Source organism: Tepidibacter sp. (assembly GCF_025210165.1).
GTDB lineage: Bacteria > Bacillota > Clostridia > Peptostreptococcales > Peptostreptococcaceae > Tepidibacter_A.
This window is the reverse complement of record NZ_JAOASI010000020.1, coordinates 1-14835: the sequence shown is the minus strand read 5'-3', so window position 1 is coordinate 14835 and position 14835 is coordinate 1. Positions and strand designations below refer to the sequence as shown.

The 14835-nt window shown below is 24.1% G+C and carries 15 protein-coding genes; 12 read left to right on the top strand and 3 right to left on the bottom strand.

Annotated features, from left to right (window positions below):
• Nucleotides 1-106 precede the first annotated feature (106 nt).
• On the top strand, nt 107-1228 hold the full coding sequence (locus tag N4A48_RS03015) for a sensor histidine kinase (RefSeq protein WP_293664204.1): 1122 nt from the start codon (nt 107-109) through the stop codon (nt 1226-1228).
• 22 nt (nt 1229-1250) lie between these two features.
• Here the strand turns inward: N4A48_RS03015 and N4A48_RS03010 are convergent, their stop codons facing one another.
• Nucleotides 1251-1397 carry a hypothetical protein gene (locus N4A48_RS03010; RefSeq protein WP_293664203.1) on the bottom strand — a complete coding sequence of 49 codons (147 nt, stop codon included), beginning with the start codon at nt 1395-1397 and terminating at the stop codon, nt 1251-1253.
• On the bottom strand, nt 1384-1983 hold the full coding sequence (locus N4A48_RS03005; RefSeq protein ID WP_293664202.1) for an accessory gene regulator B family protein: 600 nt from the start codon (nt 1981-1983) through the stop codon (nt 1384-1386). The genes N4A48_RS03010 and N4A48_RS03005 overlap by 14 nt, the downstream gene beginning before the upstream one ends.
• 582 nt (nt 1984-2565) lie before the next feature.
• Between N4A48_RS03005 and N4A48_RS03000 the strand changes: the two genes are divergently transcribed.
• The 11 genes from N4A48_RS03000 (at nt 2566) to N4A48_RS02950 (ending at nt 14460) form a co-directional block, all read left to right on the top strand.
• Nucleotides 2566-3822, top strand: coding sequence for a radical SAM/SPASM domain-containing protein (locus tag N4A48_RS03000; RefSeq protein ID WP_293664200.1), 1257 nt, complete (start codon nt 2566-2568; stop codon nt 3820-3822).
• 58 nt (nt 3823-3880) lie between these two features.
• Nucleotides 3881-4048 (top strand): hypothetical protein, encoded by a 168-nt coding sequence (locus tag N4A48_RS02995; RefSeq protein WP_293664198.1) that lies wholly within the window; start codon nt 3881-3883, stop codon nt 4046-4048.
• Nucleotides 4049-4102: 54 nt separating this feature from the next.
• Complete coding sequence (locus N4A48_RS02990; RefSeq protein WP_293664196.1) at nt 4103-4267, top strand: hypothetical protein; 165 nt, start codon at nt 4103-4105, stop codon at nt 4265-4267.
• A 138-nt stretch (nt 4268-4405) separates the two neighbouring features.
• Entirely contained in the window at nt 4406-5659 is a 1254-nt protein-coding gene (locus N4A48_RS02985; protein ID WP_293664194.1) for a radical SAM/SPASM domain-containing protein, read from the top strand.
• A complete protein-coding gene (locus N4A48_RS02980) occupies nt 5659-6675 on the top strand; it encodes a radical SAM/SPASM domain-containing protein (protein ID WP_293664192.1) in 1017 nt (338 codons plus the stop codon). Before N4A48_RS02985 ends, N4A48_RS02980 begins: the two co-directional genes overlap by 1 nt.
• Before the next feature lie 171 nt (nt 6676-6846).
• Nucleotides 6847-9405, top strand: a complete 2559-nt coding sequence (locus N4A48_RS02975) for an ABC transporter permease (protein ID WP_293664190.1) — start codon at nt 6847-6849, stop codon at nt 9403-9405.
• A 43-nt stretch (nt 9406-9448) separates the two neighbouring features.
• The gene (locus N4A48_RS02970; RefSeq protein ID WP_293664189.1) at nt 9449-10129 is read left to right on the top strand and encodes an ABC transporter ATP-binding protein; all 681 of its coding nucleotides are present in this window, start codon (nt 9449-9451) and stop codon (nt 10127-10129) included.
• 13 nt (nt 10130-10142) lie between these two features.
• The gene (locus N4A48_RS02965; protein ID WP_293664188.1) at nt 10143-11162 is read left to right on the top strand and encodes a S8 family serine peptidase; all 1020 of its coding nucleotides are present in this window, start codon (nt 10143-10145) and stop codon (nt 11160-11162) included.
• Nucleotides 11163-11214: 52 nt separating this feature from the next.
• Nucleotides 11215-12963 (top strand): ABC transporter ATP-binding protein, encoded by a 1749-nt coding sequence (locus tag N4A48_RS02960; protein ID WP_293664187.1) that lies wholly within the window; start codon nt 11215-11217, stop codon nt 12961-12963.
• 965 nt (nt 12964-13928) lie between these two features.
• A complete protein-coding gene (locus tag N4A48_RS02955) occupies nt 13929-14111 on the top strand; it encodes a hypothetical protein (protein WP_293664186.1) in 183 nt (60 codons plus the stop codon).
• Nucleotides 14098-14460, top strand: coding sequence for a hypothetical protein (locus N4A48_RS02950; protein ID WP_293664185.1), 363 nt, complete (start codon nt 14098-14100; stop codon nt 14458-14460). Before N4A48_RS02955 ends, N4A48_RS02950 begins: the two co-directional genes overlap by 14 nt.
• Here the strand turns inward: N4A48_RS02950 and N4A48_RS02945 are convergent.
• Nucleotides 14461-14835, bottom strand: a 375-nt coding sequence (locus N4A48_RS02945; protein WP_293664184.1) for a transposase, incomplete at its 5' end; no start/stop codon positions are given.

The following is a 14835-nucleotide window of genomic DNA, read 5'->3' as shown; positions in this document are numbered from 1 at the left end:
TATTTTTGTATTTCAAAAATTAGTAGGATATAAAAAAATTAATATAAATTTAAAAATAAAATGGATACTTATAATATCTATAGTAGATTTTATATTAGGCAATATGGTGATTAAGTCTATAAAATTAGGCGTTTATTATATAGTATTAGAATTAGGTCTGTATCATATATATGAAAAAGAACAATTTGAATTTTTCATATCATATATTTTAACATTTTGGATATTTCAAATTGCTGATATATGTACAGGCTTTTTATTATATAAAAATATTAGTATAAGTAATATTTTAAATGAAAATGTTTTTGTTGGTATAGTATTACCCCAGTTAATAATAATTTTTATAGCTATAATATTGTCTACTTTTATATCAAAAGTAGATAATATTAATAAATCAATATATATAAAAGAAAAAAATTTACTTTGGGGATATACAAATACTATTATAATAATATATATGATACTTATACATTATTATAATAGTACTAGTAATACACAAAGTATTATTATTATTTCTATATGTGTATTATGTTTTTTTCTTTCTATGAGTTATTTTATATTTATTATTTTAAATAAATTGTATGTGGAAAAAAATGAAAGAAAACATATAGAGATGTATAATCAAATAATTGAAGAATCTTTAGATAATATGAACTTGTTTAAACACGATTATAAAAATATAATGTTATCTATAGGGGGATTTCTATATAGTAATGATATAGAAGGTTTAAAAAAGTATTTTTATAAGAATATAACTAATAATGAATATATAGATAATAAAAATCTATATCGCTTAACTAACATACAAAACAGCCCAATTAAAGGATTACTATATGGAAAAATTTCAAGTGCAATTTCAAAAAAAATTAATCTGAATATAAGTATAGAAAATAGTATAGAGAATTTTATACTAAAAGATATTGATATGTGTAGAATACTAGGAATATTAATCGATAATGCTATAGAAGCAAGTATTAAGTCAGAGAAGAAAGTGTTAAATGTTGGTATGTCCAATGATGACTCAGAAATATATATTATAATTTCAAATTCATTTAAAGATAAACCTATAATGCATAATATCTTTGAAAAAGGATACTCAACAAAAGGAAGTAATAGAGGATTAGGGCTTAGTATAGTAAGAGAATTAAATAAAACAAAATACCCTAATATGAGTATAAGTACAAAGATAAAAGAAGAGTTATTTCATATGGAAATAATTATAAAAAAATAGAGTGAACTTGTTAAAGTTTACTCTATTTTTTTAGTAATGATTTTGGAGCTGTAGGTTCTTCCATAAGCCCCCTTGCACAACAAAAGCCAATAGATGTAGTTGCCATAGAAAAAGCAAAACTGAAAATGATTGTACATATTAATTTTTTTACATTATTAGAAATATTCATAATTATTATACCTCCTGTTGAATAACTTATATGTAATTGGGTGTATCATTATGCATTCCAAAACTAAAATCAATAAAAATATATTGGATATAACTTTATTAGGGAATACAAATGATATAGTTATATATATGATTCCTATAAAAATATAAATTTTATTCTTTCTTTTTCGAGTAGTTTCATTTAATAAGCGCCTTTCTTCAGTATCAGCTGGAGCATATTTACAGATAAAATATATTACTAATAAAGAAATAATCATTTTTAAAATCCAATGTATTAAAACTTGCTTTGAAATATAAATTATAGAAAAAAGAGATATACAGCTAAAAAAAAGACATCCTCTTCCACTTCTCATATGCAATCCATGTACATGATTTCTAAGAAGTCCAAATAATATATAACTTAGAAAACAATCTTTAAATATACCTAAATAATAAGAAAATCCAAATACTATTGGAAGTTTATATAAATCCATTAATAAAACATTTAATCCATATTTAGCAATTTCTAAGACATCATTAGATGTATCTTTTATATAAGGATGTATTGAATCTATTATGTTATTGCTGAGTTTGAAAATAATATTCATATTTAGCACCTTTCTAGGTTCTATACAAATTATAACAAAAATAGAATATTAATTCAATTTTTTGGGATGAATTTTCGTTAAAAGTCATATTTTACACTTTAGGTGCAAAATATGACTTTTTTTAACAGTATAAATACAAAAAATTACAGCCTACGATATGTATATTGAAATATATTTACAAAGATTTTATTATAACTATAAAAGTTGAAAACAGGTTCTCTAAATAAGAGTGTATATTTCAACTATATATGTCTAACAAGATATACATAGTTAAAGATTTGCTTAAATATATATGATTTTAAATGTGAATTTTTAAACACATATTATATAAAATTGAATACTAAAATTATTTTTTATCAATATAAATTTCTTGTGAAATTGGGGAACTAGAAGGATTATAAATAAAAAAGGAATTAAAATATATGACAGTTTATTTTCTGATTATTATGATTAATACTTTTTTTACATCTAAAATTTTATGAATTTAAATTTAGTAGTTCTGAAATAACTATTAAAAAACTAGAAGAATTATTTCATACCACTTAACTAAATAAAGAATACATTAAGGGGAGAATAGAGATTATGTATAAATTCAGTGAACATAGTAGAATTATAGTTAATAAGGATAAAGTAGTATTAGCAAATAGAGAAACTGGACAGTGGGTTCGAATTTCTAAAGAAGTTTATGAAATTATAAATTTAGGAATATCTAATAACTGTTCAATAGATGAATTAAAATCTAGTTTATATGATGATGATGACAGAAACTATATAGGTAATCTTTATATAAAATTATGTTCTGTAGGTATTATTGAAGATGAAAATAACAAGCAAATATTAAGTAATAAAAATGCATCATTTCAAATTACACATAAATGTAATTTAAATTGTGTTCATTGTTGTGTAGATGCGGATGGAATTGTTAGTGATAAAAATGAATTAACAACTCAAGAAACTAAAGTAGTTTTAGATAAATTAATAGAGTGGAATCCAAAAAGTATAACCTTAACAGGTGGAGAACCAATGATTAGAAATGATTTTATAGAGCTATTAATCTATTTGAGAGAAAATTATAATGGAAAAATAGGAATTCTAACAAATGGAACTCTTATAAACAATGAGAATGTAGATATATTAGTTAGTTGTGCTAACCAAATAGATATTAGTATTGATGGAGTAGATGAAGAAACGTGTTCAATAGTAAGAGGACCTGGTGTATTTGATAAAGTGATAAAAAGTGTACAGATTCTTAAAGATAGAGAATTTAAAAATATATCTTTATCTATGGTATTTGGAGATAAAAATGATTATTTAAAAGATAAATTTATTGAATTAAATAAATTATTACAAACAAAGCCTATTATACGAGGGTTTGAACCAGTTGGAAGAGGAGCGGATAATGGATTCGTTTTTTCAGATAAAAAGAGTACAGAATCAAAGTTAAGCGATAGTTTCTTGGATGGTAAATTTTACAAAAAATTTAATCCATGTAGTTGTACTGCAGGAAAAAGAAGGTTATATATAAACTATAAAGGGGATATATATCCTTGCCAATCATTTATAAAAGAAAAATATATGCTAGATAATATAAGAAATATTTATAGATTAGATGATTTAAAAATTCGCAAAGAAAAATATAAAAAAATATACAGACAATTAGAAAAGTTCAATCCAGAAAAATATACTATTTGTCAAGATTGCAAGGTTAATTTATTTTGTTGGCCATGCCCTGCTGAACTTGAAGAATTGAATGAAAATGAAGAAGCTTTTTATGATACTTGTAAAAAGATAAAACCTATATTATACCAAGAGATTTGGGGAGAGGTTTTAGAAAATTAGATTTTAAAATGCAAAGACATTTTGAAATAAATATAATATTTAGAATGGAGGTATATAAATGTTGAAAATTAAAAAAATTCAAAACAAAGAAGAAATAGAAGTATTAGCTCAATACACAGGAACAGATTGTTCAACAAAATCTAATCCATATGGAAAACATGACAGATGTGATAGTGATTGCAATGATAGAGATGAATACAGCTATTATGGAAGTCCGAAGTATTAAATAAAAATAATGATATTTTAGAGTAGTTGTAATATTTGGAATGGGGGTATATAAATGTTGAAGATTAAAAAGATTCAAAATAAAGAAGAAATAGAAGTACTAGCTCAACTTAAAGATTGCTCAACAAAAGGAAATGCTTTTGGAAATGACAAAGGTTGTGATGAAGATTGTATACCAGATGAGTATCACTACGCATATTATGGAAGCCCAAAATATTAGATTTATTTAATTCTAAAGAAATTATAGAGTGTATATTATATGCACTCTATAATTAAAATTATCAAATATATTTCATTAATTAATGAAATATATTTGATAATTTTAATTATAGTTCAAATAAAAAATAAGGAGTTAAATATGAAATATAATTTTAGTGAAAACAGTAGAATCATAAAAAATAAAGATAAAGTAGTTTTAGGAAATAGAGAAAATGGAAGATGGGTTAGAATTTCTAAAGAGGTCTATGATATTTTAAATTTAGGAATAGTTAATAACTGTTCTATAGATGAATTAAAGATAAGTTTATACGATGATGAGGATAGAGAATATATAGGTAGTATATATAAAAAATTGTGTTTTATAGGTTTAATTAAGGATAAAAACAATAAACAAGTTTTAGGAAATAAGATAGCATCGTTTGAAATTACACATAGATGCAACTTAAAATGTATTCATTGTTGTATAGATGCAGATGGAATTATTAGTGATAAAAAAGATTTAACAACTCAAGAAATTAAAAAAGCTTTAGATAGATTAATAGAATGGAATCCAGAACGAATAATGTTAAGTGGTGGAGAACCAATGCTTCGTAAAGATTTTATAGAGATATTAACCTACTTAAAAAAACACTATAATGGAAAAATAGTAGTATCAACAAATGGAACGCTGATAAATGATCAAAATGTAGATATATTGGCTAAATCTGCGTATCAAATAGATATAAGCATTGATGGAGTAGATGAACAAACCTGTTCTACAGTAAGAGGTGCTGGCATATTTGACAAAGTTATTAAGAGTGTTAAGTTATTAAAAAATACTGGATTTGAAAAAATAACATTATCTATGGTAGTTGCAGATAAAAACAAAGGCTTAGAAGATAGGTTTAATAAACTTAATGAAGATTTAGGAACAAGAGCAATTATTAGAGGATTTTCAGCTGTTGGTAGAGGTAAAGATAATAAAGTTTATTTTTCAGATTTGGGAGAAGATGAAGTGTACATATCTGATAAGTACTTGAATAATGATTATGATAAGCCAATTCGTATGTGCAATTGTAGTGCGGGTAAAAGAGAGCTATTTGTAAGTTATAATGGAGATATTTATCCATGTCCATCATTTATTAAGTCAAGTTACTTACTTGGGAACATACTAAGTATAAATAAAATAGAAGAATTACCGAGTTTTAAAAATAAAAACATATCAGAATATGATTTATTAGATATGTTGAATTTGAAAAATTACAATAACTGTAAAAAGTGTAAGGTTAATTTATTTTGCTGGACTTGTCCAGGGAGTTTAGAAGGATTAAAGGATAACAAATTAGGTATTGAAAATAAGTGTAAAAAAATAAAACCAGTTTTATACAAAAGAGTTTGGGGGGAGAGAATATAATGTCAGTTACATTTTGGGTAACTTCAGATTGTAATTTAAATTGTAAATATTGCTATGAAGGTTCAGATAAACTAAAATCATATATGTCTAAAGATATAGTAGATAAATCCATAGAATATATGTTCAATAATTTCAAATATATAAACAAAGATGATTTTAGAGTTCAAATTCATGGAGGAGAGCCATTTTTAGCTTTTGATACAATCAAATATCTTGTTAATAGATTAAAAAAAGAATGTAGAGATAGAGGCATAAACGTATCATTTGCTACAACCTCTAATGCAACCGTTTTAAATGATGAAATTATTAATTTTATTATCAATGAAATATCTTATATAACTGTAAGTATAGATGGAATTAAAGAAACTCATGATAAAATGAGACCGTTTAAGAATGGGAAAGGTAGTCATAAAATAGTATTAGAAAATACCCTTAAATTATTTGAATTTTCATCGAATATTAGGATAAGAAATACTTTTGATAGTACTAGTGTAGTAAACTTATATAATGATATTAAATTTTTAATAGATCAAGGATTTAAATGTATAGTTCCTGCTCCAAATTTATTTGATAAAAATTGGGGCGAAAGAGAAGTGCATATACTAGAGAATCAGATGAAACAAATAAAAGAATATATAAAAGACAAAAAAGATTTGTTAGTGAGTATAGTAGATAAAAATACGTATTCATTTAAAGGATATTGTACTGGTGGTGAAACAAGTTTGCATATATATCCAAATGGAAAGCTATATCCATGTATAATGGTAGCAGGAAATGATGATTTTTGTATTGGGGATATATATAGTGGAATTGATATAAATAAAAAAGATAATTTATTAAGTTATTCTAAGAAAATAAATCCAGAATGTGAAGGTTGTCGTTTATATAACTTTTGCAGTGCAACAAGATGTAAATTTATAAATAAACTGATAACAAATAATTACTGTTTACCGTCGCCCATAGAGTGTGCTATAGAAAATTTAAAATATAAAATAAATTTAATAGAAGATATATAAACCTAAATAAATATCATATATCTAAGGGATATACGTCAAAATAAAATGTAGAAATATAAATTTAATTATATTTGTAAATAAGATTAGCTATTTTTATTTGTAAAAATAGCTAATCTTATTTACAAATATATATAGTATTTTTTACAATCAAATAAGTACGGGGGAATAATAATGAAAAAAAAATTAAACCTAGGAAACAGATATGTAAAAGAATATAAAGGAAGATCCTTTGCAATAATTATTAGTATTATACTTTCAATAGTTCTTATAGTTGGGATAGGCACTTTAAAGCAAACAAATGATAATGTAGAATTATTAAAAATGAAATATGAAACTGGTATTTATCAAGTAGAGTTTAAAGGTATTAATAAAGATCAAGTAAAAAAAATACAAGAAAATAATAATATAAAAAATTTAGGATTATTCTATTTATATAAATCAACGGCAGAAGAAGAAAAACAACATTTAGATATAATGGCAGCTAATAATGATTATATAACAAGTGGGGCGAAACTGATAAGAGGTAGATTACCCAAAGAAAAAGATGAAATGGTTGCTGAAGAATGGGTTTTAAGAAGCTTAGGAATACAACCTCAAATTAATAAAGAAATCATATTAAAAGTAGATGATGGACAAGGTGGTTCTAAAAAAGAAAAATTTAAACTAGTAGGTATTATTAGCGATAGGGCAGAATCAGAAGCAAAAGGATTAAGACAACTATTTATACCTTTCGATTTAAAAAGTGAACAAGCAATGTTTGCGAATTTAGTATTCAAGAAAGGAACAGATATATATGGAGAAATAGATAAAATAATTAAATATATAGCTATTCCTAAGAAAAATGTGTATATAATGAACGATATAATATCTCTTGAAACTTCAAATAATAAAGTAACTATACATGATATACAAACTTTGATATATGTAAGTTTAATTTGCGGAATAGTTATTTACGGGATATTTAATATTTCAATATATAAAAGAGTTCATGAATATGGGATATTAAGAGCAATAGGATATAATAATTTAAAAATATTTAAATTAGTTTTGCAAGAATTATTTAGTTTATATATTATTGCTATGCCTATAGGATTAATATTAGGGATAATTGGAGCGGTACTATTTAATAATATGGCAGAAACTATTGATACTCAAATTATATTGAATGGACAACAGATAAATTTAGGGATAGTATTTCCGACAGAGATAATATTAGGATCTATAATATCAATTGGGATTATAATGATATTAATATCATTTTTAACATACAGACAAATTAAAAAAATATCAATAGTTGATTCTATTAAGGAAAATCTAAACTCAAATAACATAAAAAGGAATTTTGTTACTATTAGATTTTTACAAAAGTATATAAAAACATACAAAGCTATCTCTTTTAAAAACATATTTAGAAATAAGAAAAGCTTTTTAATGATAGTATTATCTATGAGTATATGTGGAATTTTATTTATCACATTAAATTATAAACTGTCAATATCTGATTCTAAAGATTTTGAAATGATTAGAACAATACATATGAATTCTGATTTTACAATAGATAGATACGATGGTACAAGTGAGGCGGTTATAAAAGAAATTAGAAAGCTTGATGGTATAAAGTCTTTAGAAACTTGTATGTTAATGAATTCAAAACTTATAATAAATGAAAATGATATATTAAATCAAAAGTATTTTGATAAGCTAAACTCTGAATCTAATCATGAATATTTTGATTATTTTTTTGGTAAAGATAAAAAAACTAATGAACTTATATTAAGAAATAATTTTAGAGGATATAATGATTATGCTTTAAAAAAATTAAATGATTATGTATTAGATGGGGATATAGATATAAATAAAATGAAAAATCAAGATTTGGCAGTTGTATATATACCACAAGTTAATGAAAAAAATTATAGACCACTAAGAAAAGGGGACAGTATTTTAGATATTAGGCCAGGAGACAATGTAACTGTCAAGTTTAGAAAAGACAAAGTAAAATATCTAGATGACAATTATGATAAATTAACAGATGAAAATGTAGAATATATGTATAAAGATTTTACAGTAGGAGCTGTAGTCTCTTATGATTATATGTATGAAGGGTTTATGATTGGTTTTGATAGTGTGGATATTATAGTTAGTGAAGAAAAATTTAAAGAAATTACAGGAATAAATGATTATTTTTCAGTTAATGTTAATATGAATGAAGGTACTAACCATAAAGAATTAGAAACAAATATATTAAAAATAACTTCGAAAATTAAAGGCGTTATTTTTAGAGATTTAGTTGAACAAAGAGAAAATATTAAAGCTTTGCACAATAAAACTAAAATATATAATTTAGGTATAACTTTTATATTATTTATAATAACAATTTCAAATATCATAAACAACATAGGCTATAACATAATTTCTAGAACTAATGAATTTGGTATATTAAGGGCGGTTGGTATTAATAATGTCGATTTCAAAAAGATGATAGTATTTGAAGGATTACTCTATGGAGTTATATCCAGTATTATTGTAATTGTAACATCCTTTATTATACAAAAAATTATTTATGAAAAATCTGGAGTGATTTCTATAGGTGTGAATTTTAGTATAAATTATATTAATTACATAATTGTTATATTTATTAATTTACTATTAGGAGTTATAGCAACCTATTTTCAGTCGAAAAAAATTGAGAATAGAAGTATAGTTGAATGCATAAACAAAATAAATTAGAAGTTTTAATATAATATAAAAATTAAATTTGTGGAGGGTGAAAATGTCTATATTAGAAACTATAAATTTGAGTAAAATATATGGAAAAAAAGAAGTAACAGTAGAAGCTTTAAAAGATATAAATATAAGTATAAATAAAGGTGAATTTGTAGCGATAGTAGGACCAAGTGGAAGTGGTAAAAGTACAATGCTTCATTTGATTGGAGGACTTGAAAGAGCTAGTAGTGGGACTATAAAAGTAAATGGAATTGATATAAGTAAATTATCAGATAAAGATCTTGCAGAATATAGAAGAAAAGAAGTTGGTTTTGTATTTCAACAATATAACTTGATACCTGTACTTAATGTGAAAGAAAATATAGAGCTTCCTCTAATGATTGGAAATGATTATATAGATGAAGCTTATATAGATGAACTTATAGATTTGCTTGGGATTACAGAAAGAAAGGAGCATCTTCCAAGTCAACTATCAGGAGGACAACAACAAAGAGTTGCAATAGGAAGATCTTTGGCTACAAAGCCGAGCATAGTACTAGCAGATGAGCCCACTGGCAATTTAGACAGTAAAACTACTGAAAAAGTAATGAATCTTTTAAAAAAATCTATTAAACAGTTTAACCAAACATTAATCGTTATAACTCATGATAATAATATTGCAAAAAAAGCAGATAGAATTATTTCTATAGTAGATGGAGAAATACAAACATTAGAGAGTAAAATATAGAGTGGGTGATATCATGAAAAGTAAAGTAAAAGTAGCTGTATTAGATACAGGTATAGATAAAAAACATGATTATCTAAAAGATAATATAATTGGGGGAATATCATTTGATTTTAATGATAATTACATAATAGCATCAGATAATTATAATGACGAAAACGGACATGGAACATCTTGTGCGTCTATAATAAAAAGAGAATTTGAAGATATAGAAATATTTGCAGTGAAGGTTTTGAATAAATACGGTAAAAGTAATATACAAGTATTAGAAGAAGCTTTGAAGTATATTTTAAAAACAGATATTAGATTAATAAATTTAAGTTTATCAGTTATAGAAAGTGAAATGGTTGAGGATTTATATAGAATATGCAATGAACTAATTAAGAATGGGAAAATAATTGTGTCTTCTCTTGCTAATGGATTTGAAGAAAGTTATCCAGCTATGTTTGATAATGTTATAGGAGTAAAAGGATTTATATTAGAAGATGAAAATTCATTTTGGTATAATAAAGATTATAATATACAATGTGTTATAGATAATAATCCCTATTTAAGTTGTGATATAAACAATTCATATAAACTATTTGGTAAATGTAATAGCCAAGCATCTGCAAAATTAACAGGTAAGATAGCTAATATATTATCAAAAAAGCCATATATAACTTTTGAAGTATTACAAGAAGAACTTGAATTATTTGCTAAAAATAATAATTGGACGAATGATGATTTACTGGCAAGCAAAAGATATCCTAATTATAAAGAGAAAATGTATATAAATGATAGTGATATTTTTATAGGTACTGTAAATGCAGTAAAACAAGTTTTGGGAATAGATATATATCAGAATCAATTGTATAAGTATAGTCTTTTTAACAGTAATGTAGGATTAAACTATGATAATTGTTTTAAGCTTATAAAAAAAATAGAGGAAAAATTTGATATCCAATTTGATTATATGAATATATCAAGATATGATTTTGTATCAATAGATACTCTAATAGAACTTGTTAAAAAAAATATAAAAACAAATATATGACAGAATAGTTAAGTGGTAAAAGTTATAAGCAAAAAGTATTGGGGATGAAAATTTGGATAATAAAAAAAATATAAGAAGATTTCTCAAGATAGTATTTAAAAAAAATAAGTTGGTTGCATGTTTAGCTTTTAGTATTATGTTAATAGTATCTATTTTAGAGTTGTTGATACCTCAATTAACTAGAATGATATTAGATGATGCAATAAGATATGGTAAAATTAACTTATTAATAAAACTCATATTAATATATGTTGTGGTAAGTATATCATCAGCTTTATTTGATATATCACTAGAATATATATATTCTAAGATGAAAAAAAGTGTAGGCATTAACTTAAAAATAAAACTATTAAAACATTTATCTAAATTATCTGGTAATTATTATACAAATATTAAAACTGGTAATATACTCAATATAATACAAAAAGATACATATAATGTAGAAAATTTCGGAGCAGATATATTATTTTCTTTAATAGTAGATACGGTTACAGCTGTAACAGCTTTGTTTTTTTTAATAAAAATGCAATTTGACTTATTAATTTTGGTAATTGCACTTCAGTTATTAATAATAGTCAGTCAAGCAAAGTTTACTAAAATAATAGCAAGAAAAACTGGAGAAGTTAGAAATGATGCAGGAAATATATCAAATGTGGTTCAAGAATATGTTTCTAATATAATGAATATTGTAATATCAAAATCTAGTTTTAGATTTTTTAAAAAATATATAAATAAAGAAAAAAATCTTATAAAGAAATGCATTAACCTTGATCTTATTATTTCAATTAATATGGGAATAGCAAGTATTTTAAGTAGTTTGATAACAATATTTATATATGGGTATGGTGGATTTGAAATAATAAAAGGAAATATGACGATAGGTGAGCTTGTGGCATTTCAACAATATACGAATATGCTTATAGGGCCATCTATAAGAATAATAAGGTCAAACACTAGAATTCAACAATCTGCTGTATCTATAAATCGTATATTTAGTATATTAGATGAACCGATAACTATAAGTCAAAATAATAAGGGGTGTAGATATATAGATGATTTTAATGGAAATATAAAATTTAATAAAGTTAGATTTTCTTATGAAGAGGATGCTAAGGCTATAGATAATATAAACATGGAATTTGAAAAAGGAAAAACAGTTGCATTAGTTGGCTCAAGTGGATGTGGTAAGTCCACTATAGGTAATTTATTATTTAGATTATGGGATGTTGATGATGGAAACATAACTATAGATAATATACCATTAAAAAACTATAATCTGAAAAATATAAGAAATAATATTTCTATTGTAACTCAAGATTTATTGCTATTTGATGATACAATATTTAATAATCTAACATTAGGAAATAAAAATATAAATATAAAAGATGTGGAATGTGTATGTAAAAAAGTTGGAATTTATGAGTTTATATGTAATTTGCCAAATGGATTTAAAACTATAGTTGGAGAAAAAGGAGTAAAATTATCGGGGGGTCAAAAGCAAAGAATTTCTATTGCAAGATCTCTTTTAAGTAACGCTAAGATTATAATATTTGATGAAGCAACATCTGCATTAGATAATTTATCGCAAAAGGATATATTAGAAAATATAAAGTACTATTTAAAAAATAAAACTACTATATTAATAGCCCATAGATTATCAACAATTCAAGATGCAGATATAATATATGTACTTGATGATGGTAAAATTATAGAAAAAGGTAATCATGAAGAGTTAATTCAAAATCAAAAGTATTACTACAGTTTTTTTAATGAACAAAGATTAGAACATAATATTGTTTAATTTAGGGCTTAGGATATAGCTTGAAAAACTATAATGATAAATTCGAAAAATTTTAAAAATATAGTATTATACAGTTTTTAATAATATTTATTTTCTAAAAATAACTAAAAAATGATCAAACTTTTTTATAAAAATAAATATTACTAAAATAATAAAGAACTCAATTTTGATCAAACTTTTTTTCAAAATTGAGTTTTTCTTTTTACAAAAAATCAATGCCTTTAAGGATTATTATGATCAAACTTTTTTACAAAACAACAGGTATAAATTAACTTTTACACCATGTATTTTTTTGCTTAATTTGGATTTGCAGCGAAAATAAAGGTGATTTAAATAACGGTACTTAATCAATATTTTAATAAAACTAATAAATTGTATCTTATTAAATATACTAAAACTTCTTAAACTCTCTACGGTCAGACAAAGAAGTTTATTAACGTATATTTAAACGATACAATCTAAGTTTTATAGTAAAATATTGATGAAAAGTACCTAACATTTAAATCACCTTCATTTTATAGAGATAATGTTAGTATAGTTATTTCTTACAAAAAAACTCCTCCAGATAAAAACAAACCCATACAGAGAAAAATAAAGTTGTTCAGAAAACGAGAGAAAATACAAGAGAAAAACGGGAATAAACTTCTGCTTTTCTCTTTATTTTATTGAGATAAAAGAACGACTTTTTTCTCCTTGAACCTTATCCTTTTTACTCATTTCTTACCGACTTTATTTTGATTTTTTGAGAATAGAAAAGGAATATACACGAAACTAAAAAGTGAGATTTTAGAACGAGTTTTTTTGAAGGAAGAAAATAGGAGGTAGGAAAATAGAGGGATGTGGTTCTTACCGAGTTTTTTTAGGTTACAGATATAGTTAAAAATGCTAAAAAGGAAAAAGATAGAAGTGTTACGGAAACTACTTCTAAATCTAAGAAAATAAAGGGAATAAAAGAAAACAGACAATTGGAAAAGGAATTAAATAGAATACAAGAAGCTTTCGAAATTGGAAAGGAAGAAAATAAAGAAGGTATAGTTAAGCAAGTTAACAAAGTTGATGAGAATAAGGAAGAGCAAAAGGATACAAGACATAGCAGCTTAATGGATAAAATAAGAGAGAAAAGAGATGAGCGTCTTGGGAAAAAATAAAATAACACCTATATTAAAAGGAAAAATAGAAATAGCAGAATATAAACAACAAGACCTAATCGAGTATACGGATAATCCATTTATAGAAGCACTACCGCCTATATTCTCAGAAGATGAAATACTAGAGCAATTTACTAGATATCCAATAATAGATGACATAGAAAAAACTAAAAATAGAAATTTAAGACACCATATGATAAAAAGGATAAAAAATTTTATACAGCCATTACCAGACCATTTCACAATAGAAAGTAAGCTATCAACCTTGATAAGAAGAGGATATCTAGCAAGAAATCCATTAGATAAAACCTATTTTGAAAGGTTAAAGATATTAAATCAAGTGTGTTGATTATGAAATATTTTCCATAAATATATCATTGAACATCCTCATTTTACGTATAACAAAATAAACTGATACACTTGTTTCTGAATCAAGATTATCAGCACATAACTTTCTTATGAACTGTATTAATGATAATTTAACATAATTCCATCTTTTAGAGGCTTGAGCATATACAAAATATAAAAGTATATATGCTATTAATGCACAGAAAAGCTGATTATATACAGAATTCTGACTTGATCCAAATAACCTTTTTACATTTAAATTCTGTTTTATAAATCTAAAAAAAGTCTCTACTTTCCAACGTTCTTTATAGATATCAGCAATTTTTTCTGGATGAAGATACAATATATTTGTACAAACTCTGATTGTTTTTCCATT